Source organism: Kitasatospora sp. MAA19, from assembly GCF_029894125.1.
GTDB lineage: Bacteria > Actinomycetota > Actinomycetes > Streptomycetales > Streptomycetaceae > Kitasatospora.
Genome location: NZ_JARXYZ010000006.1, coordinates 1 through 25,125 on the forward strand (window position 1 = coordinate 1; position 25,125 = coordinate 25,125).

Sequence of the window (25,125 nt, forward strand, 5' to 3'; positions counted from 1 at the left end):
CAACATCACCCACCCCCCGGCCAGCACGTCAGTTCATCGAACGATCACACGAACGAGCGATCCCCAACCATGAGTAAAGGGACTTAACGTCCTCTGAAATCGCCGGAAGCGGCGGACCGGTGGTTTCAGGCGGGGATCAGCGACGGTCCAGGGCGTAGCCGTGCCGGGAAAGCGGTCCATGGGCCCGGTCCAGGAGGGCCCGCACCTGGTCGAGGGCGGCCGACTCGGAGCCGGACCGGACGAAGAGGTAGAGTTCCAGCCCCTCCGCGGCGGGCCGGACGGTGAGGTGTTCGAGCCCCTCGGCCGGTCGGGCGTGAGCCCAGATCAGGTCCTCGACGAGCGGGCCGGCCGATTCGGCCGAAGGGCCGGTGGCCAGGCCTTCCAGGCGTGCGAGCACGACCCGCATGGAGCTCAGTCTCATCTGATGACCTGCGAGTACGCATCCCAGCCGATGACCCGCGAGGGCGCGGCGCGGCCGGTCCGATCGCCGGCGCCGGTCGCGGCGGGTGTGGCGGCCGTAGCGGTCGCTGCGCCCGTGGACGGCGCCGGTGCCGCGGTCGGCGTGGCAACTCCGGTTCCGTCAGCGGGTGTTGCGGTGCTCGCCGCCCCGGAGGAGAGCGCGCCCGCGCCGGTCACGGCGGCCGTCGGCTTGCCGGCCCCGTCGGCGGCGCAGCCGGTCACCACGGCGGCGGTGCACAGGGCCAGAGCGGCGGACACCGCGGTGAAGGTCGATCGCTGGGTGCGTGCGGGCATGACGGCTCCCGAGGTCGAGGAGGACGGCGAGAAAGGAGGGGGGCGGGCCGGCGACGACGTTCGCCAGGCTGTGCGCGGCGGAATCGCACCGACGGCGCGGCGGAGCATCAGCGCGGTACGGCTGGATCCGGGTGCGGTGCGGAGGCCTCGGTGGCCTCGGTGGCCTCGGTGGCCTCGGTGGCCTCGGTGGCCTCGGTGGCCTCTGGAGGATTCGGCGGGCCGGTGGTGCGGAGTGCCGGGCCCGGCGCGTCGCGGGGCCCGAAGCGGGCTCAGTCCCAGCCGATGACCTGCGAGGACACGCCCGTGTCGGTGCGGACCGCGGCGGCGGTCGCGGCGGAGGCGGCCGGGGCGGCGGCGAGCAGGAGCAGGGCGGCGAGGCCGGCGGTGGCGATCGACGAAACGGCGCGGAGCATGGTGGTCCCCCGGGAGGCGGTTGGTGGTGTGAGCCGGCGAGACGGCCCTTGGGATCCGGTCCCGGGGGCGTTGTCCTCGCCCCCGTGCCGGCGATCACCATCCTGCTGGCCCTGGGGACCCCGCGGAATGGCTTCGCCCTGTCACCAACGGGACAGGCACCTTGGTGTCACGAAAGGCTCATCAGCCGCCGATGCCCCGTGCGCACCGTGCACCGGCCGGCCCGTAAGCCGCCGTCATGACACGCCCTGGGGCCCGCCTCCTGGATTCCGTCGGACCGCGCCGCACGGCCTCCCCGGAACGAGCGGACTGCCACGGCCCGTACCGGGCTTTGTGTCCGTCGCGTACCAGGGAGCGCTTGATCGGGTATCGGTGTCGGTGGCGCGGCAGGGGTGTCCGATGTCCGCCGTATCGTCCCTTCGCGTCCCGATCCCTGTCCCGTCGACCGTCCGAAGAGCCGTCCCCGTCCTCCAACTCTTCCGGGAGATCAAGGAATCGGGATACACCGGCAGCCCCAACCCGCTCTACCGCTCCATCACCCAGGGCCGCGCCGAGGGCGACAAGCCGGTCACCACCCCGCAGCGCTTCGCCCGCCTCCTCCTCAGCCGCCCCGGGAACCTGCGCGACAAGGACACCGCACTACTGCGGGAACTCACCGACGCCTGCCCGGAGAGGACCGAACTCTCCCACCTCACCCGCGAGTTCGCCCGGCTGCCGACCCCGGCGGAGGGCAACGACGCCACGCTTGCCGACTGGATCACCACGGTCCGCGCCACCGACCTGCCCCACCTGCACTCCGTCACGAACGGCCTCGAACTCGACCGCGCCGCCGTCGACGCCGGACTCACCCTCCCCTGGCACAACGGCCGCACCGAGGGCGGCAACACGCGAACCAAGAGGACCATGCGCCAGATACACGGCCGAGCCGGGTCCCCCTGCTCCGCCACCGCATCCTCCTCCAGCGATCACCACACAGCGCTACCACCGACTACGGGACAGCGCCGAAGACCGTACAGAGCCGAAGACCGTACAGACCCACGCCCGGCGCCACCGAGCGGGCAGGGCCCTGACCTGCGTGCGAGAATTGGTTACCGGTTCGCAGTTCGGTGTCCGAGGCCCGCCTGTCGCTGTACGGGGAGCGGGTGCGGCACCTGACGTCCCCTCCTGCTGATCCCATCGACACGCTGGGAGGCTCTCGGTGAGCGAACGTCTCAATGCGTGGCCGGCGCTGGTGTATGAGGACCTGGCGCCCATGGTTGGCTACGTGAACCGGGTGGTACAGGTCGCGGGCAAGTACACCCTCGACGAGCCCTTCGAAGTCGGCTGGGGAAACATCGTCCTCGATGTCACCCCCCGGGGGCTCCGTACGCCAACCCTTCGGCAGCGAGGCGTGACCTTCACGGTGCACTACAGCCTGCTCGACGGTGGCGTGGTCATCGAGGCCGACAACGGCTCGCGGACGGTGCCCTTGTCCAAGGGGTCGGTCGCCATGTTCTATGCGTCCTTCTGCGATGCGGCAGACGAGCTCGGCATACACCGACCGCGCAGCTCGTTGATCTGCGAGATTCCGGATGCCCCGCCGCGTTTCGAGGACGATCACGTCGAACGCACCTGGGACGACCACGCGGCCCGGCTGATCTGGACAGCGTTGAACCTCGCCGCTGACGGACTCGAGGCGTGGCAGGCCCCCTTCCTGGGACACCGCCCCCGGGTCGGTGTGATGTGGGGCGGCTTCGACCTGTCCGCCACGCGTTTCCGGGCGCAGCCCACCGTGCCGCCGCCCCACCGGCCGCCGTTCATGCAGAACGCCCAGCTCGACGCGTACGTGTCGGTGGGATTCTCCTTCGGGGATGCCAAGGCGCCGAACATTGGCATGTATGCGTACATCTGGCCCCAGCCGGACGGTCTCGGGGGCCGGTCCTGGGGTGTCGAGGGCGCCGCCTGGCATCCCGACGCAGGTCTGGTTCGTCTGCCGTGGGCCACGCTCAGGGAGACAGCGGACCCGCACCAGGCCATTGTGGCGTTCGGTGACGCCGTCTACGATGCCGCCGTCGAGACGGCAGGCTGGCCGTCCGATCTCGTCGGACCCCGCGTCGAGGGTTGGTACATGAGCAGGACACCGCCCGCGCTCGTCCAGCACCAGCACCAGCACGGCGACTCAGGTCGAGATTCCTGACCCGGAAGGCTATTGGCTGGCGCGGCGGCTCGTTGAGGCCCTGGACGATGACGGCGCGTCGCGACTGAGCAGCTGGTCTTGCGGAACAGCGGCCCCATGGTTCATCCGCGTCGGCGCATGACGAGGAATGTCTTCGGGGGCTCGTGTATGAGGACGCCTGCGTGCCCTGGGCGCCGCGCTCAGGCGCCCGGGTGGCTGTCCAGGGTCAGTGGCCGGCGCTCTGGCCGCCGTCGACGTGGAGGATCTCACCGGTGACGAACGGAGCGTTCTCGAGGTAGATCACCGCGCCGACGATGTCGCCGACCTCGCCCATCCGGCCGATCGGATGCAGGGCGGCGAGCGTCTTGTGGTACTCCTCCGGGTTCAGCGGTGTCTTGATGATGCCGAGCGAGACGGCGTTGCTGCGGATTCCGCGGGAGGCGTACTCGATGGCCAAGGCCTTGGTGGCCGACTGCAGGCCGCCCTTGGTGAGGGAGGCCAGGACCGAGGTCACGGCGGACATGGCGTGGTCGACCAGGCTGGTGGTGAGCTGGACGACGTGGCCGCAGCCCTGGCGGAGCATCTGCTCGACGGCGAGCTGGGTGATGCGGAAGAAGCCGGTCAGGTTGACACCGGTCACCGCGTCGTAGTCGGCCTGGGTGTAGTCGGTGAACGGCTTGGCGATGAAAATGCCGGCGTTGTTGACCAGGGTGTCGATGCGGCCGAAGCGCTCAATGGCGGCGCCGGCCACGCGTTCGGCGGTGGCGGGGTCGGCGATGTCGCCCTGGATGGTGAGGATGTTCGGGTCCTGGGACGGGGCGATGCTGCGCGAGGTCGCGACCACGGCATAGCCGAGCTTGCGGTAGGCGTCGACCAGGCTGGCGCCGATGCCCTGCGACGCGCCCGTGATGACGGCGACCTTCTGACCGGGAGTGCTCATGGTGACCTTCTCCAGTGGTTGCCCGGGCCGGCTCCCACCGCGGGATGCTCCGCGGGACCGGACGACCGGTCGGCAATCCTCCAGGGGGTGCGGGCGGGCCGGCCCAAGCACCCGCCCGCTACCTGCGGTGGGAGTCTCCGCCTTCCGGGAGGGAGGAAACCGGTCGCAGGACCGCGCTCCGGGCTCCGCGCCGCTGGTGCCCCGAGCCAGGGAGCCGGCGCCCCGGAACCGGCCTCGGTTGGCTGTGCGCGGGGCGGGTCGAGGCAGGGAACTCGCCGAAGAGGTCGTCGTGGGGTGCGAGAGCGCCAGTGGTGGCCTCTCCGCCCCGGCGTGGTCGGGCTTGATGAACAGGTTGGTCGTCGCCCCGAGACCATGGTCGCGTTCAGTGCCGAGGCGCCGCACCTGCGGGAGGCCTTTTGGGGCGCTTCTGCTCCATCTGTGGGTCACTGAAGAGCGGTATTGAACGCGTTGGTCGGATGCGCGCAGGCGGTTCCGCAGGACGTCCGGTTCGAGGAGAAGTCGCAGGTCATCGTGGTCGCGGTCCGGCTCAGGTCCCGGGCGCACCGCCGCTGCGGGATCTGCGGCACCCGCTGCCCGAGGTTCGACGCCGGAGCGGGACGACGGCGCTGGCGGCGCCCAGGACGGAGCGGCGCGGGTGTTGGACTTCTCCGTCTGCCCCGGGCGCGCTACAGCACCGCACGTTACAGAGCGCGACTGGCCACAGCCCTCGGGCAGGTGCCGCGTGGCTTACTCCTGGTCGGGCACGGCCTTGATGGTGCGCCGGCGTCGCGCGTCGACGTTGCCGACCTTCCGTCGGTCAACCTGCTGCCAGCGCTGCTACTTGGGGGCGGGGAACGAGTAGGTGGCGGTTCCCTTGAAGGTCTTGCCGTCGTCGAGCTTGCCGAGTTCGAACTCGAACGTCCCCCCGCGCAGCCCGTCGAACACGACCCCGTTTCCCTCGCGACACTCGATGGTCCTGTGGCCGATGTCCGTGTTGATGCCGTCGGTGCTGCGCAAGGTGACGGTCATTTCCGATTTGGGCCGGTTGCAGCTCTTCACGGTGAAGTGGATGTCGCCGTCGCCGGTCTCGAACTCCGGGGTGATCCACAGGTGTTGAAACTCGAAGCTCACCGTTCGGCTGGCGGCGTAGGCCAGCGAGGCCTGGCTGACGGCGAGAACTGCGGTGCAGCACGCGGCCACCGCGATGCGCCCCACGTTTCGCATCCCGGTACGGGAACGGATCATCTGGCCTCCCTACAGGTGCGTACAGTTCGCAGGCCTATCGTCTCGGAGAGATCGCGTGCTGGGTATCGCACGGGCGGGTGACGGCGGACTGTCGGCGTTGACCGCACGCGGATGCTCGTCAAGGCCCCGGAGTCCTACCTCTGACCCCAACCGCAAACACGAGTCGACGCGGTGGCGCCGGAGCACCGCGACGAGCGGCGGGGCCGCCAGGGTGCACAGGCCGGTCACGCGAAGCTGGCGAGAACGACCACACCCTCGACTTCGGTTTCCGGCACTGCGGGTGTGGGCGCCGACGCAGGTCGAGCACGACCAGGACGTCAGGCCGCCGACGGACACGACGCCCGGCGACGCCCGGCGATGCGCTGCCGGGCGCCGGCGTAGGTGCGCTGCCGCCGATCGGGGTGCTTCGGGCGGCCGGGAAACGGCACGAGGGCCTGTGCCCGCGCAGACGCGCGGGCACAGGCCCTTCGTGGGTCACTCCGGTTGCCCCTGTCCGGCCCCCGGGGTGAGGGGAAGCCGAGTGGTCGGCTTAGTACCAGTGGTGGGTCTGCCAGAAGCTCCAGGCGGCGTTCGGGCTGCCGTAGCGGGTGTTCATGTAGTCCAGCGTCCACTTGATCTGGGTGGACGGGTTGGTCTTCCAGTCCGCACCGGCCGAGGCCATCTTGGAGGCCGGCAGCGCCTGGCCCAGACCGTACGAGCCCGAGCTCGGGTTGGTCGCCGTGACGTTCCAGCCCGACTCGTGGGAGACGATCTGGCTGAACGAGGCCAGCTGGTCCGCCGGCACGATCTGAGCGGCGATGGCCTGCGGGGAGGCGTCCGCGGCCGAGGCGACGGCGGGGACCACGGCGGCACCCAGGGCGGTCACACCGGCGGCACCGGCAAGAATCGCGGCAGAGGTACGCATACGGAGCTTGAAAGCGGGCATGAAGAGCAAGACCTCAATCGGGTTGGGCCGGTGTCACTCCCCGCTTCGACCGTGGCCGGACAGGGGCCGAACGGTCGCGGGGTGTGACTCGGCGGTAAGCCGTTCACCGGCGGGACAGGAGCCGGTGTGGCTGGCGACGAATGCCAAGGTGCCAGACCGGATCGGCACTCGACAAGACCCCCTCGCTACGATCCGCGGTCGTAGCCGAAGAGACCGGCACCGGTTCGAGAGGCGGGTCGCCCGGAGCGCGTCGACCCCTCCCGGCCTGCGCAAACACTCTCCAACAACCCACCAAATAGTCTCAAAATGGTGCAAAACGGACATCACTATCCGTCGTCGTACAGCACATTCGCGTGTGAGCGCACTCACGGCCCCGGCCCCGGCACCATCACCGACCGATCCACCGTGATCACACCGAGTCAGCGCCGATCGGCCGCCATTGAGACCGTCACCACACCCGGCCGACACGGGAACGGCACCACAGGGCGTCGCCACAGCTGTCGGCCCCCTGGTCGGCACGGCGGCAGTCGGGCAGGGCGCGAAGCCGTCGCAGGACCCCGGTCGGCCACCGAGACGCTCGTCCCGCCGGCACCGCCCGCATCGAGGACCTCACGTCGCGGCGGGGCGGGGCGGGGCGGGGCGGGCACCGGCGGCTGGTGCCCGCCCCGCCGGTGTCCAGTGCTCGTTGGGCCAGGCACGAACGGCTGCGTCGAGGCGCTCGGCGCCCTCCCGGTGGGCCGGGTGGGGCATCCGGCCGGCGGTCTCGCCGTCCACCACGTACTCGAGGGCGCAGGCCAGGCCATGGAACCTGTGCTGGCGGCGCAGCTACCACCGCGACCACGTCCAAGTCGGCTTGCCCTGGAACGTCACCGTCGGCATCCCCCGCTCCGAAGACATCCCGGCGTCGTTCGTGGCCGTGCGCGAGTCGCCGGGCATCTCGATGCGGCCCACGCGGCCGGCGAAGCCCCGGGGGTTTCAGGCGTACAGCGCGACCCTGGGCTGGACCGTACCCGGGCCGGCCTTGACGACGGTGAGCCGGTACCGCTGGGTGAGGGTGTGATGGCTGTGGAGGACCAGTTTCGCCTGGGTGAGGTCGGTGTACAGCGTCCCGGTCTGGCTGGCCAGCGGCACGGTCTTCCAGTGGCCGCCGGTCAGGACCTCGAGCTTGATGTCCGCCGGGGCGAGGAAGGGCCCGTTGTCCGGTGACTCGACGAGGATCTGCGGGGCGACGGACCGGTCCGCCGACGAGTCGTTGCGGTAGGTGACAGTGATCCGGTGCGCCGCGTGGTCGGACGGCAGCGGCCGGTCGGGCAGGTCGACGAACGAGGCCGGCGCGGCAGCGGCCGCCACCTGCGGGGCGAAGTCCCCCGTGGCGAGCGCCTGCGACGGCAGCGCGAACACCGTGGCCAACAGGGCGACGAGGGCGGCCGGGGCCAGAGCCCGGCGGAGGATCTTCCAGGTGGGCATGGCGTCTCCTTCGGTCGTCGACGGCGCTCCCGGGAAGTTCACCGGCGGCCGGGCAATCACCCGCCCACCGAGCGCGTCCACGGCTGGACGGACTGCCGCCGCCGGGCAGCCCGGACCGTACCCATCCACCCTGCACACGGATGGCCCACCGCGCATCCGCGCCGCACCGACGGCCCCGCGCACGGCCCTCCGATCACGAGGCCCGGGAAACGCAAGGCTGCCGGCCGGGCAGAGCCGGCGGGGGCGGATCCGCCGGCGGGGTGGCCTCGTGTTCCTGGTGGGTCTTACGGACCGCTTCATCGGCGGAGACGGCCGTGGCGTGCGGGGTGATCGTGGCTGCTCCGGAGTGGGTGTCGGACGTCCCGGCCGCCGTCCCTGGGCCGTACGGGTCGTCGAGTGCCGCCGTTCGACGGATGCGGCGGTCGGGTCCGATGCGGCTGTCGTCCGGCTGAGACACCTTCCTTGTGGGCGTACCGGGGGATGTGCCCCAGCCCGACGAGGACCCCGGTGTCGTGGGGTTCCGAACCGCTTGCCCATCGTTCACCTGAGTGGTTGCAGGAAGGACCCTCGACGTGTCTGATCCCGTCGTCCTCATCACGGGCGCGCTCACCGGCATCGGCCGCGCCACCGCCTTCGCTTACGCCCGTCAAGGCGCGAACCTCGTGGTCTCCGGCCGCCACGAGGACGTGGGTGAGCAGCTCGCCGGGGAACTCTCCGACCTCGGCGCCCCGGCCGAGTTCGTGCGGGCCGACGTCCGCTTCGAGGCCGATGTGAAGGACCTCGTCGACCGCGCGGTCGCGCGGTTCGGGCGGATCGACGTCGCCTTCAACAACGCCGGCACCGAGGGAACACCCGCCCCGGTCACCGAGGTGACCGACGAGGCCTACCAGGCCGTCTTCGACACCAACGTCAAGGGAACGCTGCTCTGTCTGAAGCACGAGTTCCGGGTCATGAGGGAACAGGGCGCAGGCAGCATCGTCAACGTCAGCTCCGGCTACGGCCTGACGGGCTACCCCGGGGCGGCCTTGTACGTCGGGAGCAAGCACGCCGTCGTCGGCATCACCAAGGCGGCCGCACTCGAAGGCGCCGCCCACGACATCCGGGTCAACGCGGTCGCCCCCGGCTACACCCGGACCGCCATGTACGACCGGTTCACCGGCGACGACACGGTACGTGCCGCAGTCGATTCGGCGCTGCCCATGCACCGGGCGGGTACCCCGGAGGAGATCGCCCAGGCCGTCCAGTACCTGGGTTCCGACCAGGCGAGCTACGTCACCGGGCACATCCTCCTGGTCGACGGCGGCCTCCTGGCGGGCGGCCCCCTGTTCCCGAGCACGTGAATCGCGAGGTCGGCGCAGGCGGGTGACAGCTGCCCAGCCCGGACTGCATCGGCTGGGGTGGACGAGACGGCGACCGGCTTCGGTGGGAACGGACAGCGATTCCGGAGTCATCCACGGAGGGCCCTGTTCGATGTTCACGGGAAAAGACAGCAGTGCCGACCTGCGGCCGCCGTCCTTGCCAGGCCCATGCCGGACCACGGAGAGGGCGGCGGCATGCTCGAGTACTTCGGCAGGCCGTGGTTCGCCCCGTCAGCGGGTCTCTGCCGGCCATCCGAGGGCTCGGAAGACGGCGACGGGGTCGAGGTAGTCGCGCCAGTGCGTCACCTGGCGGTCCTTGATGGTGATCACGGAGACGAAGTGGTTGTCGTAGCCGCGTCCGGTGTGGACCGCCCGCCCGTGCACGGCGTACTCCAGCACGACCACGGACGCCTCGGGGTCATGATGGACAGCCAACTCGTCCGCGCCGGCCAGGACCATGACGTCGCCGTAGCCGCGGTACAGGTCGGCGACCGCACGGCGACCGTGGACTCGGCGCGGGTAGCCGGGGACCGAGACCACGTACTCGACGACGACGTCCTCGGCCAGGAGGTCGAAGAAGTGGTCCCCGTCGACCAGGCCTGCGAGGCCCTCCTGGATGATCCGGAAGAACGGGTCCAGCGCCGCGAAATCCTCAAGGTTCTCGATGGACATGGTCACACGGCCGCCGGTGAGGTCCAGGCGTGGGCGTTGCGCCGGGCGAACTCGCCGAAGGCGGTCGGCTTCTGGCCGGTGACCTTCTCGACGTCGTCGTTGGGCGTGGAGCCGTTGCCGGTGATGATGGTGCCGGTCAGCCAGCGGAGCATCACCGCGTAGTCGGCGGGGACGACACCGGCGGCGACGTCGCCGACGGTGAGCGCCTGCGGGCCGGTGGGCGCGTACCGAGCGCCGGCGTGGCGCTCGGGGGCGAGGAGCGTCTCCGCCGCGACGGCGGCGATGTCGGCCGCGTCGACGAAGGCTTCCGTGCCACTGCCGGTGGGGACCGTGACAGCCCCGTTGACGACGGGCAGGTGGGCGTCGGTGAAGTTCTGCATCACCCAGGCCGGGCGCACGATGGAGTGGGTGATGCTCGCTCGGGCAGCGAGGTCGGCTTCGACGGCCTTGATGTCGACCGCGATCCGGTGCGGCACGAGGAGACCGGTGGGCTGGGTGTGCCGCATTCCGTGATGGTCGGAGAGGAAGGGAAGTTCCCGCTTTCGAGCCCACTGGATAACCACCTTGCCCTTGCCGGTGCGGCATGACGAGCCCGCAGGGGCTCCGCAGGTGACCATGGGGCTGCCCGGCCTGGACGGAACCCGGCGCAAGACCGGCCTGACCGTCCTCCACCAGCTGCTCCTGGAGGTCCTCGCCCCGCTGCCCGGCGTGGCCGACGTCGCCCTGTGCGGCAACGGGCTCGTGCCGCCCGGCAGCCCGCACGGCCCGTACCTCTACCGCCTCGAACCTGGCACCCGCCGGGCCCTCGGGAACGGTCGGCAGCTCACGCGGCCCGACCGGCACGGCCAGTACGGCGGTGCCCGGGACCGACGCGACCGCAGGGGACGACTTGGCCTGTACGCCGGGTTCTGTCTCCCCGGCGGCCCAGGTGCCGGGGGCGGCGGGCTCGGCGGGCGAGGCGGAGGGCTGCTCGGCAACGATGGCCGGGTCCTCGGCCATTGCTGAGGCCCCCACCGGTGCCTGGGCCACCGGGGTCGTCCGCTCGACGACGGGGGCGGGGCGGGTCAGCACAGGGGCGACCGCACCTGCGGGCTCCGGCTGCGCCACGGGTGACGGCGCCGGGGCGGGCGCGGCGGTGACGGCCTGGTCGTCGGTCTTGGCGGCACGGACGGCGGCCGGGGTCGGGTCCAGCAGCGGGGCGATCCGCACGACGTCACCGACCGACAGGCCCGAAGCCTTCGCGATGGCCGGTGCCTGGGCTCCCTCGTACCCCGCGAGCCCGGCCACCCGGCGCGCACGCTGGGCGGTGAGCTTGTCCAACTCCTTCCGCGCGGCCGCGACCGTCTCCTCGGCGGCCGCGATCTCGGTGCGCGGCTCGCGCAGACCGGCGAGCTCGGCGGTGTACGTCTTGCGGTCCATCGGGCTTACTCCCTCTCGGTGGCGGGCTGGTCGGCGGTGGTCGTGGTGGGGACGTAGGCGATCGGGCCGCCGGAAACCGACGGCAGGCGGGTGCCGAGCAGCAGGCCCGCCACGCGGGCGTTCTGCGGGTCGGTAGGGGTGGCGGCGTCGGCGGGGGCGGTGAGATCGGTGCCGCCCCACGACGGGTCCAAGGTCTTCAGGAACCCGCAGGCGCGTAGGCAGACCACGCCCCCGCCGGCATCTGAAGGACGGCCGTCTCCGTGCTCGGGGTCGAGGGCGAATACGTTCGTTCGGGTGGATTGGCGCCGGTAGCGGCAACGGGGCGCGGTCCGGCCGTCATGATGCCGTCACGGAACGACCGCCCGTTGGGAGCACCCCGCTATGACGACGCAAGGCCAGGCCGCCACCGAGACCGGCGACGAACCGCTGGACCTGGCCGGTCAGGAGCTGGTCAGCGATCCGTTCACCTCCTACGCGCACATCCGTGAACGCGAGCAGATGACGCGGGGGTGCGTACGGGGCGTCGACCCCATGTGGGTGGCCACCCGCCACGACGACATCCGCACGATCATGAGCGATCCCGGCTTCACCATCGACGCCGCGGCCGTCCCCGGCGCGTCGGTGGCCCATCGCACCGAACAGACCTGGCAGGCCCGCGGCATGTACTCAGGGCACGAGAAGTACCTGCGCGCCGGGATCTTCGACTCGGACGGCTCCGACCACCGCCGGTTGCGCGGCCTGGTCGCCGCCGCCTTCTCCCCGCGCCGCGTGGGCGCGCTGCGTCCCAGGATCGAGGCCATCGCCGCCGACCTGCTCGATCAGCTGCCGGACCACGCCGAGAACGGCGTCGTCGACCTGATCGAACACTTCGCCCGGCCGCTGCCGATCACCGTCATCTGCGAACTCATCGCCGTCCCCGAAGCCGACCGCGACCGCTGGCGGGATCGCAGCGCCGCACTGGCCGCCGGCGCCTGCGGTGAGGAGCTGGGCAACGCGCTCGCCGGCATGGTCGCCGACGCCCACGTCCTCATCGAACTCCACACCGCCGCCCCCGGCGGCGACCTCATCTCCGAGCTGCTCGCGCCCCACCACCGCGACCGGTTGAGCACCGACGAGCTCGTCTCGCTCATCACCAACCTGGTCGTCGCCGGGCACATCACGACCGTCAACCTCATCGCCAACGGCACCGAAGCACTCCTCACCCACCCCGACCAACTCGCCCTGCTGCGCGAGGACCCCACCCTCATGCCGCACGCCGTCGACGAACTCATGCGCTACTGCGGTCCCGTCGTGCGCGCGCTGCCCCGCTACGCCACCCGTGACACCACCGTCGGTGCCACCCCGGTGCGCGCCGGAGAAGCCGTCCTTCCGATCGTGTCCGCCGCCAACCGCGACCCGGCCGCCTTCACCGATCCCGACCGCCTCGACCTCGGCCGCACCCGCCGCAGCAGGGAGCCCCACCTCGGATTCGGGTACGGCGCCCACCGCTGTCTGGGCGCACACCTCGCCCAGGAGGAGGCCGCCGTCGCCCTGGCCGCGCTGTTCAACCGTGTACCCGACCTGCAACTCGCCGTCGATCCGGGATCCCTGCAACGCGGCACCAACCCGCTCAACTGGCACATGAAGGACCTCCCCGTACGCCTGGGACCCCGGAACCGCACGGGGCCGGCCAGCGGTCGCCGCAGCGGAGTTGCGGCCGGCTCCTGACCGGCGCCGCCGCGGGAATCGGTGCAGCGTCCCGCCCGTACGAGGATGCCGACCGGAGCCGTGAGGGGCGGGCTGTCAGCGGTGAGGGTTAGCGTGTGCGGCCATGGCAGACATCTTCGAACTCACCCTCACGCTGGACCTGCGCGACGAGTTGTCCGAGGACGACCTCGTCGAGCTCCGATGGCACCTCGGGCTCGGCCCCGAACCGGAGGCGCTCCGAATCGTGACCACGTTTCCGTACTGGGGCGAGGACGACGACGGTGAACTCGTCATCGACAACCACCCCCAGCCCCTTCTGGGCCGTCACGGCGAGGCGCACAAGGTGAGCGGCGCACTCGTCTCCGCCTTCCATCGCCGGGAGGACACCTGGTGCGGCGTATGGGCCCTGACCAGTCGGCAGGAGATCCACCCCGACGAATTCGGTGACACCGGGAAGCTGCTCAGCTGGCTTGCGGACAAGGCCGACGACAGGCATCGGCAGCTCGACGGCAGCGTGCGCCTCGGGTGGATCCGGTTCTACGAATCGGACCAGGTCGAGCCGTTGGTTGTGCGTGACGGCGTTGTCGTCTGGAGGCAGTAGTCGGCGCACTGGGGCTGGGGAGGTCAGGTGAGCAGGCCTGTCCTGCCCCCTAAGCAGGGGTGGGGATCTTCGATGACCCCTGACGCTGGTGGCCGAGCACCGACGTGGGCACGGTGCGCTTGACGACGCGCTCAACCGCGGCCGGACCGACGCGGTGCGACTGCGGCGGACGCCGGCCGCGCTCCCGCAACCCCGGGCCGGCGACGGGCGGCTCGTGCTGGCCGTGGACGTGAGCAAAGGGGCGGGTTCCGCGTGGTCAGGCGGCGGGTGTGGGGGCCGGGGTCAGGGTGGTGTCGAGCCAGTCGAAGGTGATCTGCTGGAAGCGCGACATCGCTCCCATGTGGCAGTGCTCGCCCGCGCCTTCGGCCTCGGGGAGGGTGATCAGGGTGTGGGGGCAGGTCAGTGCGGCCTGGACACGCTGGGGCTGGCCGCGGAAGAACTGGTCGTCCTCGGCGTCCAGGATGAGGGTGGGGCAGTCGATGAGGTGGGCGACGCCGTCGAGGGTGTAGTCGGCGGTGCGGCGGATGTAGTCCGCGACGGAGTCGGCGCCGAACGCCCACACGCCGTTGCGCAGGGCCCAGCGGAGCTGGGTGCTGCCCTGCATGAGCAGGCTCGCGACGGGGTTGGCGAGGTCGTCGCGCCCGGCCTCGATCCATTCCGCCAGGAACGGGGGCATGAACCGGGTGTGGGCGTCGTGGTAGTCGTAGAGGCCGTCGTCCAGGACCAGGGCGGCCAGGCGGTGTTCGTGGGCGGCGGCGCGGGCGGTGAGGTAGCCGCCGAGGCTGTAGCCCAGCAGTGCGAGCCGGTCGGGGGCGATCTCTGGCCGGGTGAGCGCGTACTCGACCACCGGGGTGACCACGGCCTCCCAGTCCGGACGGAAGACGAGTCCTTGCTCGCGCAGCGCCGCACCCTGGCCGGGCCCGTCGTAGGCCAGCACGTTGTAGCCCCGGCGCAGCGCGGCCGCGCCGATGACGAAGTAGGCCTCCTCCAGGGTGGAGTCGAAGCCGCTGGTGAAGATGACGGTCGGGCGGGGGGCGCCGGAGTCGTCGACGAGGAAGAGGTAGCCGGGCAGGCTGGTGTCCTCGTAGGGGATGCGTACGGCCTGGACGGGGGTGTCCATCAGCGCCGCGGCGGTCGCGAAGGTCTCGCGGGACAGGGCGGAGAGGGTCTTGGCCTCGGGGTCGGCGGCGGGGTCGTCGCGGCGGTAGAACTCGGCGGTGCGGTAGTAGTTCGACGCGCGCAGCAGGGCCTCGCGGGCGCTGACCCTGTGGCCGGCCGTCAGGGCGCCGGTGCCGATGGCGTGGACGCGCTGCGCGGTGTTCTTCCACTCGCGCAGCCAGGCCTCCTCGTCGCCCTCGCCGACGTTGCGGAGGGTGGCCAGGACCTCGCCCAGGTCGGCGCCGCCGTCACCGGCGAAGCCGGCCGCGCGCAGTGCCTCGAAGGAGAACGACTCGTCCTCGTACAGGAATCGCATGGTGCACACCCCAGAACACTTGTCGAGACGGAACCGTTCCGTCTCGTCTTCGAATGACGATAGGCCGCACCGAGTCGAGACGCAACCGTTCCGTCTCGTGTAGGTTCGGGACATGTCCAGCTCTCCCACGCCCCAGCCCCAGCCGCCGGCCCCGGCCCCGGCGTCCGCGCCCGCCTCCGGCCACTCCCCCGGGCGCCGGCTCCCCGGAGGACCCGTGCTCCAGGACTCGGTGACCGAGGCGATCGCCGCCGCCTTCTTCGAGGAACTGGCGTCGGCCGGATACGCGCGGCTGTCCCTGGAAGCGGTCGCCAAGCGCGCCGGTGCGGGCAAGGCGGCCATCTACCGCCGCTGGGCGTCCAAGCTGGACATGACCGTCGACCTGGTCGCCGCCGTCGCCGTCGACGCTTCCGGGCCCACCGACACCGGGACCCTGCGCGGCGACGTCCTCGCCTTCCTCACGGAGGTCGCCGACGCGCTGAACCAGCGGCTTCCCGCGAGGATCATCCCCGACCTGATCGCCGAGGGCGGCCGCAGCCCCGAACTGGCCGAGGCACTCTTCACCACCGTCCGCGACACCCGCCGCGCCAAGGCCACGCAGCTCCTGGAACGGGCGGTCGGCCGCGGCGAACTCCCCGCCGACGTGGACCGCGAACTCGCGCTCGACCTGCTCGCCGGCCCGCTCTACTGGCGCCTGGCGGTCATCCACACCCCGACCGCCCCCGACTACCTCGACCGCCTCACCGACAAGCTCCTCGCTGCCTTCAGCGCCTGACGCCCAGGGCTCACACCACGCGGCGCGGGCCGGTCGGACGGGCCGGACGGGCCGGACGGGTCCGGTGATCCACCGTGGGTGGGAGTCCCGGTGCGGCGTCCCGCCCAGGTGGCGTGGTCAGGGCACGGTGCGCGCTTCCACGATCGGTGGGCATGTACTCGGCGAGGAATCGGGAGTACAGACATGGGCCTCATCCACATCGAACTGTTCACGACCCTCGACCTCGTCGGGCAGGCGCCCGGCGGCCCCGACGAGGACCCGGTCGAGTTCCCGTTCGGCGGCTGGCAGGCACCCCTGATCGACGAGGCCACCGGAGCGCAGATCCTCACCGCGTACGAAGGCACGGACGCCCTCCTGCTCGGCCGACGGACGTACGACATCTTCGCCGCCTACTGGCCGCACCAGAAGGACGGCGCGATCGCCGAGCTCTTCAACCACGCCCCCAAGTACGTGGCCCCCCGCGGCACGCCCAACCTCCCGCCACCGCGCCGCCGGCGTCCCGGCTTCGATAGTGGGCCGCTGACCTGCTAGTATTCTTCTCGTCGCGAGGGAGATGATTCCTCGTCAGGCGTCAGCGGTGCTACCAGAGCACGCCCTACTTTCAGTAGGGAGAGTCCGTGCAACCCGGGCCTGGCGCTCCACTGTCGGGCGAGGCCCGGCACCCGTTCGGGTGCCGGGCCTCGCCCGCGTTTGCGGGCCGTGCGCGGTTGGCGGGGCGTCACGGCCAGACTCGGTAGCGGCCAGGCGGTTGCAGCCGCCCGGCCCTCAGGTCTCCAGGAATCGCCGGTGCCGGTACCCGTGGGCACCGAACGGGGCTGTCCGGACAAGGTGGGAACCGAGGAGGACGGCCCGGCGGTCGAACTCGGCGCCCAACCTGGTGACGAGCTTGCCGAGGTCTGCCCGGGCACCGCGGGGAAGCCACGGCGGCACGCCCTTCCCGGCGGTCTCGCGCCAACAGGTGGCTCCGCCCGGCCGGGGCCTCGGGGACGGGTCCCGACGGCCGGACAGAACAACCGGAGGACAGTCCGGCAGGGCGTCAGTCAGTGGCAGAGCCACGACCACCGGGGACCGGTCAGGAGTATCAGTGTCAGTGGCCCGCGCTACGCTCCCCGGACCCTGAGGAAACCCGGAAGGCCGCCCCCTGGAATTCGCCTACAGGAGGCGGTCTCCGGCCTTGGCGGGCCGCAGCCGGCGAAGCCCGGGAACGCGCGCCACAGTGGCGGGGCCGGCGAACGAGCACTGCGGCAGCACGTGGCCCCTCGGCGCACGGGCCCGGCCCACCGAACCGGTGTCGAGGGGACGCCCGCCCGGCGCTTGCGCCCGGGCCGGTTCACCACGAGACGTGTGAGCCTCCGGTCCGTCCGGACGTCAACCCGCGGCTGTGTCAGGAGACTTACCGGGACGGCTGCTCGATCGAAAAATCGGGTGTCGCCGTTCCGTTCGAGGCTGGTAGCGTCCACGGCGTGGCAAAGCTGAACCAGATCATCGCCGTTGAGAAGGGCGTCAAGTCCAAGTCCTTCCAGGAGCTGACGCAGGCCCACCAGGACCTGCAGAAGCCCGCGCTGCTGGCCGGGATCTCCCGCACCTACCAGCCCAAGGACGAGGAGGGCGAGCAACTGCCGCCGGAGTCGACCCGTGTGCAGCTGAAGGCCGAGGACATCCTGCGGTCCACCGCGAGCACCCTCACCCGGCTCTTCGACGTCACGGCCACCAAGGACTGGGCCAACATCGGTGCCCGCGCCGACGTGGTGGTGGACGGCCAGGTGCTCCTCGCCCAGGTGCCGGTGCCGTACCTGCTGTTCCTGGAGAAGCAGCTCACCGACCTGTTCACCTTCATGAAGAAGCTCCCGGTGCTGGACGCCTCCGAGTCATGGAACCTCGACCCGTCCACCGACTCCTGGAAGACCGAGCCGGTGCGCACCATCCGGACCAAGAAGGTGCCGCGCAACCACGTCAAGGCCGAGGCCACCGAGAAGCACCCGGCCCAGGTCGAGGTCTACTACGAGGACATCGCGGTCGGCTACTGGACTACGGTCAAGTTCTCCGGCGCGCTGCCGGCCCGCCGGGTGAACGAGCTCGCCGAGCGGGTGGAGAAGCTCCAGCAGGCGGTCAAGTTCGCCCGTGAGGAGGCCAACGCCGTCGAGGTCACCGACCAGCGGGTGGGCGACGCCGTCTTCGGCTACCTGTTCCGGTAGCCTCTTCGATCGCCCGCCCGGGGAGCCGGGCGGGTGCACCGAGCGCGCAAGGACCCCGTCCCGGGAGACCGGGCGGGGGCGCTGCGCGGTGCGAAAAGCTGACACTGATGTTGAAGCTGACCAGGGGTCACCGTGGAGGTTCGAGTCCTCCCCCCGGCACCACCGGCCGGGGTAGCCCAAGCCAGGCAGAGGCGGGCCCCGTGAATCTCAGACTCTCGCTCCAGTCTCAGCATTCGCCGCCGAACACCGGATCGACCGGGTGCGGACGAATGTCGACGAATGCAGGTTCGAGTCCTGTCTGTGCCGCTCCGTGGCACGGTAGTTCAAAGGCAGAACGCGTCGATTTCAATCTGATCCGCCACCCTTAAACGTGCCGGTGTGCGCAATTGGGCGGCAAACAGGGGCCCGGGAGCAGGCTACGCTCCCGGGTCCTCTCGCGTTTTCCGTGGCCGTCGGCGGGTGGCGGTCACCACCGGCGCGCTGAGCGGGCCTTCGACCGGGCCGGCGCCGAGGGCCCGGGCGCACCGGCCGGGCCGGTGACGGTCAGTCGCGGCCGGCGGCGAAGGGGCCGTCGTCGAGGAAGCGGCGCAGGAGGCGGGCGAAGGCCTGGGCGTCGGCCTGCGGCCAGGTGGCGAGCGCGTCCTCGATGCCGGCGGCGAGCCGCTGCCGGGTGGCCGCGATGACGGCGCGGCCCTCGTCGGTGAGGGCGAGCAGGGTGGCGCGGCCGTCGGCCGGGTCGGGCCGGCGCTGGAGCAGGCCGGCCCGCTCCAGGCGGTCGGCGCGGCGGGTGACGGTGGTGCGGTCCAGTCCGATCTCGCGGCCGAGGTCGGCGGCGCTGGACGGGCCGGTGCGGGCCAGGCCGCTGAGGACCGGGTAGGTGAGGTCGTCGACGGCCTCCCCCAGTCCCTCGGTCAGGTGGGTGTAGAGCCGGGCGCGGGTGCTGCGCCGTAGGAGCAGCCCGAGGGCCTCGGCGATGTCTTGTCCTGTCGAGTTCTTCACCCCTCCAGATTAGCGTGCGCCGCACACGCTTTTCCGGTACAGTCACAAGCGTGCTTAAGGCACGCATCCCCGATCGATCCACGGCGGGCCGCCCCCGCACGCACCCGAAGGAATCCCCATGAACCGCACCGACGTCCGCGCCGCCCTCACCGACCTCCTCCTCACCCCGGGCCTCGACCTGGACGAGGCCGCCGACCGGCACTTCGCCCCCGACTACCGCCAGCGCACCGACGGCGAGTGGGCCGACCGCACCGGATTCCTCACCCACATCGCCCACCTGCGCACGGTCGTCGCCGACGGCTCCGTCGAGGTCCACGACGAGCTCGCGGCCGGCGACCGCTACGCCGACCGCCACACCATGACCGTCGTCAAGACCGACGGGTCCACCGTCCGCATGGAGGTCTACCTCTTCGCCGAGTTCGCCCCCGACGGCCGCTTCCGCCGCATCGAGGAGACCACCCTCCTGCTCGAAGGCGCCGACGGCGACCGGAACCTCGGCAGCGCCCGCTGAACCCCGCCTCCCGCCCCTCCTCCCGCCCCCGACCCCTCAGGAGGCCGCCGTGAAACAGTTGCCGTTCCCCGACCGGCTCGACGACACCCCGGCATCGACGCCCTGAGCAGCCGGCCGCGCAAGACCAACGGGAGCGTCGTCTCCGCCCACCGCAGATTCGCCACGGGCAGAGACGACGGCTCGACGGCGGGAGGGAAGCTGCCGCTGGACCTGCCGCTCGACGGCACACCGCAGCCCTAGCGTGAGGTACGGCGCCGCGAGAGATCGTTATGCACCGTCAACTTCCCACTGCTCGAAAGGACTTCACGCCAACCCATGTCCAGACTCCGCTCCCGGGTCGCCGCCCTGGCCGCCCTCACCACGATCGGGCTCGGCGCCGTCGCCACCGGCATCGCCGACGCCGCACCGGCTGTTCCGGCCGCCGCTCCCGCCGTGGCCGCCGCGCTGACCGAGCCCACCCACATCCCGATGAACAGCCTGCTGAACCGCAACCAGGCCTGGTACTCGCCGAACGGCCACATCATGCTGGCCATGCAGGGCGACGGCAACGTCGTCCTGTACCGCGACACCACCCCGATCTGGGTCGCCAAGGGCGCCATCCCCAACGGCAACATCCTGGTCATGCAGGGCGACGGCAACCTCGTCGTGTACGCCGCCGACAACACCCCGCTGTGGGCCAGCAACACCGGCGGCCACCCCGGCGCCGAGCTGGCCGTCTACAACGAGGGCGCCATCGCGGTCCAGCTGAACGGCAAAGTCCTGTGGACCACCGCCCAGTCGGCGCCGTCCCTGCCCCCGTGCCCGCCGTGGGGCCCGCCCTACCCGGGCCAGATCACCTGGCCGTGGTGCCCGACCTGGCCCTTCCCGAGCTGACCCCGCCCGGACGGCCGCACGCCGGCCCGTACCCCCGCTGCCCGAGGGGCCGCAGGAGTACGGGCCGGGCCCCGGCCCGCCCTGGACCGGGCGCGGCACCGCTCGCCGCGTCCGGCCCACGTCCGGCAACCGCGCCAGCCAACCGCCACCGGCCACACCCGTGACTTCGGTGGGCTCTGGTCGCCGGGTTGGCCGTGCCAAGGTCCGCACGGCGGGCCGGGGCCCGGCTCCGGCCAGCCAGGCCCCGGCCGGAGCCGCACTCGGCGCGATCGTGCCTGACGTGAGAGCGGCCGGGATCGGTGTGAAACTGGGCACGGAAGGGGTGATCCCGTGTCGGAGCCACCGCACGCGTCCACCGGTCCCGACGCCTCCGTCAACGAGAATCGGCTGGAAGCGCTGATCATCGAGGCACAGACGGCCCTGCCGGTCGAACTGTCCGATCTGGCGAACCGGTGTGCCTCGGCCCTCGACCTGGACACCGCGCTGATCTACCTCGTCGACCTGCAACAACGGCTCCTCATCCCCCTCAACGAGGCCTTGGAGCCGCTGTCGGTGGACCGCTCGTCGGCCGGCTTGGCGTACCGCACGGTCTCCCCGCGAGTGAACGACGCCGGCGACAGCGTGATCGTCTGGATGCCTCTGGTCGACGGTGCGGAGCGGCTGGGCGTGCTGGCGGTGCGGACCGCCTCGCTCGACGGGGTGCGGATGCGCCGCAGCCGGATGCTGGCCCACCTCTTCGCCATGCTGATCACCTCCAAACGCGGCTACAGCGACTGGCTCGCGGCCCGCACCCGCACCGCGACCATGCGGTTACCCACCGAGATGCTCCGGGCCTTCCTGCCACCCCACACCATCGGCAGCAGGAGGTGCGTCTCGACCGCGGTCCTGGAACCGGCGTACGACGCCGCCGGCGACGCCTTCGACCACTCGGTGGTCAAGAACGTGCTGCACACCATGATCCTCGACTCCATGGGCCACGATCTGTCCTCCGGCCTGACCACGTCGGTCGCCATGGCGGCGGCGCGCAACGCCCGCCGCGGCGGTGGCGAGCTGGCCGACGTCGTCGGCTCCGTCGACCAGGCGCTCGCCCGGTGGCTGCCCGACCATTTCTGCACCGGCGTGCTGTGCCGGCTCGACGCGAACACCGGGGTGCTGCACTGGGTCAACTGCGGCCACCCTCCACCGCTGCTGATCCGTGCCAAGCGGGTGCTCGACGGGGCGCTGAACAGCCCCCCGCAGCCGCCGATCGGCCTGGCCGGCCACCTCGCCCCGGCAGCCCGGCAGGTCCACGAGACGACACTGGAACCGGGCGACTGCGTCCTGCTCTACACCGACGGTGTCGTGGAAGCGCGCGACGCGGACGGTGCGGAGTTCGGCCTCGACCGGTTCACCGACTTCATCATCCGCTCCTCCGCCGCCGGCCAGCGCCCGGCCGAGGTGCTGCGGCTGCTCATCCACGCCATCCTCGACCACCAGCGCAACCAGCTGCGGGACGACGCGACCATCCTGCTCTTCGAATGGCGCCCGCAGCACCAGTGACGCGGGATGGCGCGAGGTGCGGGCGCCGGGTCCGCCCCCGCCCGGCCGCCCCTGGTGCCGGGTGGGGGCACCAGGGGTGGCCGGGCGGGTGCGGGTGTCGAGGTGGTCACCCCCGGCGGGGCGTCACTGCCAGACGCGGTAGACGGCGTCGCGCGCCTGGCCGAGGTACTGCTGGTAGGTGCCCAGGTGCCAGGCCGCCCAGGAGGCCCAGCCGCGGCCGGTGCCGTCGTTGTCGATCTTGAAGGCCTTGCGCGCCGACCAGCCCATGTCCTGCCAGTTCTCGGCGGTGACGACCTCGGCGTCGTGGTAGTGGACCTCGGGGTACCAGCGCTCGTTGATCTGCCAGGCACCGAGGTCCTTGGTACCCGGGTCGGGGTCGGTGGGGAGGTTGGTGTGGACGGCCAGGCGGTTGCAGCCGGACTCGGCCATGGCGATCGCCACGGCGTAGATCGCGTCGTCGTTGCGGCCCTCGCCGGACTTGTCCTTCGCGAAGCCCGCCAGCTGGGCTTCGCGGGCGCAGGCGTCGATGCCGCTCTGGTCCCCGGCGGCGTTGGCGGTGAAGGTGGTCGAGGTGAGGCTGAGGGCCAGAACGGCGACTGAACCGGTCAGCAAGGCGCGGGTCTTGCGCAGCACGAGAGTTCTCCCTTCGATGACGGCCCGGGTCGGGCCGGGTACGGGGAAGGACGCTAGGCAGTGCGGGTAGACAGGCGATCAACGACCTTCTCGGCCGGCGCCGGGTGCGACAGGGCGGCACGGGCGCGGCCGGCGGGGGCCGAGGACCCGTATCTTCCCCGGCACGGGGACGGACTGCGGCTACCCGCGGCCTGTCCCGTGGTCAGCACGAACGCCGACGGCAATCGCCCCGGTGGGCACTGCCTCACGAGCCGCTTCCAACGGCGTTCTGGGTATCGGTTGTTGATCGGTTGTCTACCGACAACCGGCCTACGGAGAGTCCGTGTTCCGTTCGTCGTCTCCGAACGGGGTGGCCCGCAGTGTTCGCGAGTACACGCCCGGAGCGCGCCGGGCCCGGGTCGGCCGGGTGGATCCCGTAGGGTCGGCCAATGGCGAAGTACTTCGATGTGCACCCGCAGACCCCCCAGGCCCGCACCATCGGCACCGTGGCCGACAGCCTCCGCTCCGGCGCCCTCATCGCGTACCCGACCGACTCCTGTTTCGCCCTGGGCTGCCGCATGGGCAACCACGAGGGCCTCGAACGGATCCGGTCGATCCGGCGTCTCGACGACCGCCACCACTTCACCCTGATGTGCGCGGACTTCGCCCAGCTGGGGCAGTTCGTCCACATCGACAACGCCGTCTTCCGCGCCGTCAAGGCGGCCACCCCGGGCAGCTACACCTTCATCCTCCCCGCCACCAAGGAGGTCCCGCGCCGTCTGATGCACCCGAAGAAGAAGACGGTGGGCGTCAGGATCCCCGACCACGTCGTCACGCAGGCCCTGCTCGCCGAACTCGGCGAGCCCCTCGTCTCCAGCACCCTGCTGCTGCCCGGCGAGGACGAGCCGATGACCCAGGGGTGGGAGATCAAGGAGCGCCTCGACCACGTGCTGGACGCCGTGGTGGATTCCGGCGACTGCGGTACGGACCCGACGACGGTCGTCGACTTCTCCGGCGGCGCGGCGGAGATCGTCCGACGCGGGGCCGGCGACCCCACCCGCTTCGAGTGACGACACGGTCCGGCTGACGAGGCTGTGACGAGGGCGGGTGGGGGCGGCCTCCGGCCCTGGCCGACTCGGGCGGGCACCCGGGCACGCGGGCACGGCCGACCGGGAGGGCCGACCGGGAGGGCGGACCGGGGCAGTGGCGCGGATCACAGCCGGGTCGGCGCGGCCGGCGAAATGCGAAGGCCGTCAAGGTGGTTGGCACGGGCGACCACTTCCGTTCCGGCGCACACCACCGGTACCCGCGAGGAATCCCCATGACCGTCACCGAGCCCGCTGCGTCCGCCGACCCCGCCGCCTCCCGCGCGGCCGAGATCCTGTCCCGGCCCGTCACGATCAACGGGCTGACCGTGCCCAACCGCATCGTGATGGCGCCGATGACACGCAGGTTCTCCCCGGGCGGCGTGCCCGGCGAGGACGTGCGCTCGTACTACGCCCGCCGCGCCGCCGCAGGCGTCGGCCTGATCGTCACCGAGGGGACGTACGTCGGCCACGAGTCCGCCGGCCAGAGCGACGACATCCCGCGCTTCCACGGCGAGGACCAGCTGGCCGGGTGGGCCCGCGTCGCCGCGGACGTCCACGCGGCGGGCGGCACCATAGTGCCGCAGCTCTGGCACATCGGCATGGCGCGCAAGCAGGGCGACCCGCCGTTCGCCGACGCCCCCGCCGTCGGCCCGTCCGGCATCCGGCTGGACGGCACCGAGGGAACGGGGCGGGCGATGACCCGAACCGACCTGGACGCCGTCATCGGCGCGTTCGCCGAGGCCGCCACGGCCGCCGAGCGGATCGGCTTCGACGGCGTCGAGCTGCACGGTGCCCACGGCTACCTGCTCGACCAGTTCCTGTGGGCGGGCACCAACCGCCGCACCGACGCCTACGGCGGCGCCCCGGTCGCCCGGACGAAGTTCGTGGCCGAACTCGTCGCCGCGGTGCGCGAGGCCGTCTCCCCCGGGTTCCCGGTGATCTTCCGCTACTCGCAGTGGAAGTTGGAGAACTACGACGTCCGCCTCGCCGAGACCCCTCAGGAGCTGGAGGCGATCCTCGCCCCGCTCGCCGAGGCCGGCGTCGATGCCTTCCACGCCTCGACCCGCCGCTACTGGGTCCCCGAGTTCGACGGCTCGGACCTCAACCTGGCCGGCTGGACCAGGAAGCTCACCGGCCGACCCGCCATCACCGTCGGCTCGGTCGGCCTCGACGGCGACTTCGTCCGCGCCTTCGTGGGCGAGGGCGCCCCGGTCCAGGGCATCGACGACCTGCTCGACCGGCTGGAGCGTGACGAGTTCGACCTGGTCGCCGTCGGCCGCGCCCTCCTCCAGGACCCGCAGTGGGCCGCCAAGGTCCTCTCCGGCCGCTTCACCGACCTGCGCCCCTACGACGCCGCCGCGACCCGCACCCTCAGCTGACCACCGCACCCCGAGGCCCCGGCCCGCACGGCGGGTCCGGTCGGACCCGCC

25 protein-coding genes and 4 pseudogenes are annotated in these 25,125 nt (G+C 71.7%); 16 read left to right on the plus strand and 13 right to left on the minus strand.

From position 1 onward, the window contains the following. Positions 1-136 precede the first annotated feature (136 nt). The 3 genes from P3T27_RS11735 to P3T27_RS11745 all read right to left on the minus strand — a co-directional run bounded on the left by P3T27_RS11735 (position 137) and on the right by P3T27_RS11745 (position 1,166). Positions 137-421 (minus strand): hypothetical protein, encoded by a 285-nt coding sequence (locus P3T27_RS11735; RefSeq protein WP_280677255.1) that lies wholly within the window; start codon positions 419-421, stop codon positions 137-139. Next, positions 418-753, minus strand: coding sequence for a hypothetical protein (locus P3T27_RS11740; protein WP_280677256.1), 336 nt, complete (start codon positions 751-753; stop codon positions 418-420). Before P3T27_RS11740 ends, P3T27_RS11735 begins: the two co-directional genes overlap by 4 nt. Before the next feature lie 269 nt (positions 754-1,022). Beyond that, positions 1,023-1,166, minus strand: coding sequence for a hypothetical protein (locus tag P3T27_RS11745; RefSeq protein WP_280677258.1), 144 nt, complete (start codon positions 1,164-1,166; stop codon positions 1,023-1,025). Positions 1,167-1,620: 454 nt separating this feature from the next. Between P3T27_RS11745 and P3T27_RS11750 the strand changes: the two are divergent. Further along, positions 1,621-2,123, plus strand: a pseudogene (locus P3T27_RS11750) (transposase); the annotation flags it as partial. A gap of 239 nt (positions 2,124-2,362) precedes the next feature. After that, positions 2,363-3,340 carry a DUF5996 family protein gene (locus tag P3T27_RS11755; protein WP_280677260.1) on the plus strand — a complete coding sequence of 326 codons (978 nt, stop codon included), beginning with the start codon at positions 2,363-2,365 and terminating at the stop codon, positions 3,338-3,340. A gap of 205 nt (positions 3,341-3,545) precedes the next feature. Here P3T27_RS11755 and P3T27_RS11760 read toward each other — a convergent pair whose 3' ends face one another. The 4 genes from P3T27_RS11760 to P3T27_RS11775 form a co-directional block, all read right to left on the minus strand. Beyond that, positions 3,546-4,259 (minus strand): SDR family oxidoreductase, encoded by a 714-nt coding sequence (locus tag P3T27_RS11760; RefSeq protein ID WP_280677262.1) that lies wholly within the window; start codon positions 4,257-4,259, stop codon positions 3,546-3,548. A gap of 837 nt (positions 4,260-5,096) precedes the next feature. Continuing rightward, positions 5,097-5,504 carry a hypothetical protein gene (locus tag P3T27_RS11765; RefSeq protein ID WP_280677264.1) on the minus strand — a complete coding sequence of 136 codons (408 nt, stop codon included), beginning with the start codon at positions 5,502-5,504 and terminating at the stop codon, positions 5,097-5,099. A 529-nt stretch (positions 5,505-6,033) separates the two neighbouring features. Next, positions 6,034-6,408 (minus strand): transglycosylase SLT domain-containing protein, encoded by a 375-nt coding sequence (locus P3T27_RS11770; RefSeq protein WP_280677266.1) that lies wholly within the window; start codon positions 6,406-6,408, stop codon positions 6,034-6,036. Between the two features lie 996 nt (positions 6,409-7,404). Then, on the minus strand, positions 7,405-7,896 hold the full coding sequence (locus P3T27_RS11775) for a signal peptide protein (protein ID WP_280677268.1): 492 nt from the start codon (positions 7,894-7,896) through the stop codon (positions 7,405-7,407). A gap of 572 nt (positions 7,897-8,468) precedes the next feature. Here P3T27_RS11775 and P3T27_RS11780 point away from each other — a divergent pair. Beyond that, entirely contained in the window at positions 8,469-9,236 is a 768-nt protein-coding gene (locus tag P3T27_RS11780; protein ID WP_280677270.1) for a glucose 1-dehydrogenase, read from the plus strand. Positions 9,237-9,485: 249 nt separating this feature from the next. Here the strand turns inward: P3T27_RS11780 and P3T27_RS11785 are convergent, their stop codons facing one another. After that, positions 9,486-9,926: a nuclear transport factor 2 family protein gene (locus tag P3T27_RS11785; protein WP_280677271.1), complete on the minus strand. Its 441-nt coding sequence runs from the start codon at positions 9,924-9,926 to the stop codon at positions 9,486-9,488. Positions 9,927-9,928: 2 nt separating this feature from the next. Next, entirely contained in the window at positions 9,929-10,432 is a 504-nt protein-coding gene (locus P3T27_RS11790) for a hypothetical protein (RefSeq protein WP_280677274.1), read from the minus strand. 103 nt (positions 10,433-10,535) lie between these two features. On the opposite strand from P3T27_RS11790, the gene P3T27_RS11795 reads away from it, so the two are divergent. Beyond that, a complete protein-coding gene (locus P3T27_RS11795; RefSeq protein WP_280677276.1) occupies positions 10,536-10,931 on the plus strand; it encodes a hypothetical protein in 396 nt (131 codons plus the stop codon). Positions 10,932-11,350: 419 nt separating this feature from the next. On the opposite strand, the gene P3T27_RS11800 is transcribed toward P3T27_RS11795, so the two are convergent. Continuing rightward, positions 11,351-11,536, minus strand: a complete 186-nt coding sequence (locus P3T27_RS11800; protein WP_280677278.1) for a hypothetical protein — start codon at positions 11,534-11,536, stop codon at positions 11,351-11,353. Positions 11,537-11,726: 190 nt separating this feature from the next. On the opposite strand from P3T27_RS11800, the gene P3T27_RS11805 reads away from it, so the two are divergent. The 3 genes and pseudogenes from P3T27_RS11805 to P3T27_RS11815 form a co-directional block, all read left to right on the plus strand. Next, the gene (locus P3T27_RS11805; protein ID WP_280677280.1) at positions 11,727-13,052 is read left to right on the plus strand and encodes a cytochrome P450; all 1,326 of its coding nucleotides are present in this window, start codon (positions 11,727-11,729) and stop codon (positions 13,050-13,052) included. Positions 13,053-13,155: 103 nt separating this feature from the next. Beyond that, entirely contained in the window at positions 13,156-13,632 is a 477-nt protein-coding gene (locus tag P3T27_RS11810) for a hypothetical protein (RefSeq protein ID WP_280677282.1), read from the plus strand. Between the two features lie 79 nt (positions 13,633-13,711). Next, positions 13,712-13,867: pseudogene (locus P3T27_RS11815) on the plus strand (transposase); the annotation flags it as partial. A 21-nt stretch (positions 13,868-13,888) separates the two neighbouring features. Here P3T27_RS11815 and P3T27_RS11820 read toward each other — a convergent pair. Next, positions 13,889-15,106 (minus strand): alpha/beta fold hydrolase, encoded by a 1,218-nt coding sequence (locus P3T27_RS11820; RefSeq protein ID WP_280677284.1) that lies wholly within the window; start codon positions 15,104-15,106, stop codon positions 13,889-13,891. A 112-nt stretch (positions 15,107-15,218) separates the two neighbouring features. Between P3T27_RS11820 and P3T27_RS11825 the strand changes: the two genes are divergently transcribed. The 4 genes and pseudogenes from P3T27_RS11825 (at position 15,219) to P3T27_RS11840 (ending at position 18,235) form a co-directional block, all read left to right on the plus strand. After that, positions 15,219-15,878 carry a TetR-like C-terminal domain-containing protein gene (locus tag P3T27_RS11825; RefSeq protein WP_280677286.1) on the plus strand — a complete coding sequence of 220 codons (660 nt, stop codon included), beginning with the start codon at positions 15,219-15,221 and terminating at the stop codon, positions 15,876-15,878. A 183-nt stretch (positions 15,879-16,061) separates the two neighbouring features. Beyond that, positions 16,062-16,355 (plus strand): annotated as a pseudogene (locus P3T27_RS11830) (deaminase); the annotation flags it as partial. 986 nt (positions 16,356-17,341) lie between these two features. Then, positions 17,342-18,073, plus strand: coding sequence for a hypothetical protein (locus P3T27_RS11835; RefSeq protein ID WP_280677288.1), 732 nt, complete (start codon positions 17,342-17,344; stop codon positions 18,071-18,073). 71 nt (positions 18,074-18,144) lie between these two features. Then, a pseudogene (locus P3T27_RS11840) lies at positions 18,145-18,235 on the plus strand. A gap of 381 nt (positions 18,236-18,616) precedes the next feature. Here P3T27_RS11840 and P3T27_RS11845 read toward each other — a convergent pair. After that, positions 18,617-19,072 (minus strand): MarR family transcriptional regulator, encoded by a 456-nt coding sequence (locus P3T27_RS11845; RefSeq protein ID WP_280677290.1) that lies wholly within the window; start codon positions 19,070-19,072, stop codon positions 18,617-18,619. 118 nt (positions 19,073-19,190) lie between these two features. On the opposite strand from P3T27_RS11845, the gene P3T27_RS11850 reads away from it, so the two are divergent. The 3 genes from P3T27_RS11850 (at position 19,191) to P3T27_RS11860 (ending at position 21,995) form a co-directional block, all read left to right on the plus strand. After that, positions 19,191-19,583, plus strand: coding sequence for a nuclear transport factor 2 family protein (locus P3T27_RS11850; protein ID WP_280677292.1), 393 nt, complete (start codon positions 19,191-19,193; stop codon positions 19,581-19,583). A 315-nt stretch (positions 19,584-19,898) separates the two neighbouring features. Then, complete coding sequence (locus P3T27_RS11855) at positions 19,899-20,456, plus strand: hypothetical protein (protein ID WP_280677294.1); 558 nt, start codon at positions 19,899-19,901, stop codon at positions 20,454-20,456. 330 nt (positions 20,457-20,786) lie between these two features. Next, complete coding sequence (locus P3T27_RS11860) at positions 20,787-21,995, plus strand: PP2C family protein-serine/threonine phosphatase (RefSeq protein WP_280677296.1); 1,209 nt, start codon at positions 20,787-20,789, stop codon at positions 21,993-21,995. Positions 21,996-22,118: 123 nt separating this feature from the next. Here the strand turns inward: P3T27_RS11860 and P3T27_RS11865 are convergent, their stop codons facing one another. Continuing rightward, on the minus strand, positions 22,119-22,628 hold the full coding sequence (locus P3T27_RS11865; RefSeq protein ID WP_280677298.1) for a hypothetical protein: 510 nt from the start codon (positions 22,626-22,628) through the stop codon (positions 22,119-22,121). A gap of 428 nt (positions 22,629-23,056) precedes the next feature. Here P3T27_RS11865 and P3T27_RS11870 point away from each other — a divergent pair, with 428 nt between their 5' ends. Both P3T27_RS11870 and P3T27_RS11875 read left to right on the plus strand, forming a co-directional pair. After that, complete coding sequence (locus P3T27_RS11870) at positions 23,057-23,677, plus strand: L-threonylcarbamoyladenylate synthase (RefSeq protein WP_280677300.1); 621 nt, start codon at positions 23,057-23,059, stop codon at positions 23,675-23,677. Between the two features lie 251 nt (positions 23,678-23,928). Next, a complete protein-coding gene (locus P3T27_RS11875) occupies positions 23,929-25,074 on the plus strand; it encodes an NADH:flavin oxidoreductase (RefSeq protein ID WP_280677302.1) in 1,146 nt (381 codons plus the stop codon). Positions 25,075-25,125: the final 51 nt, after the last annotated feature.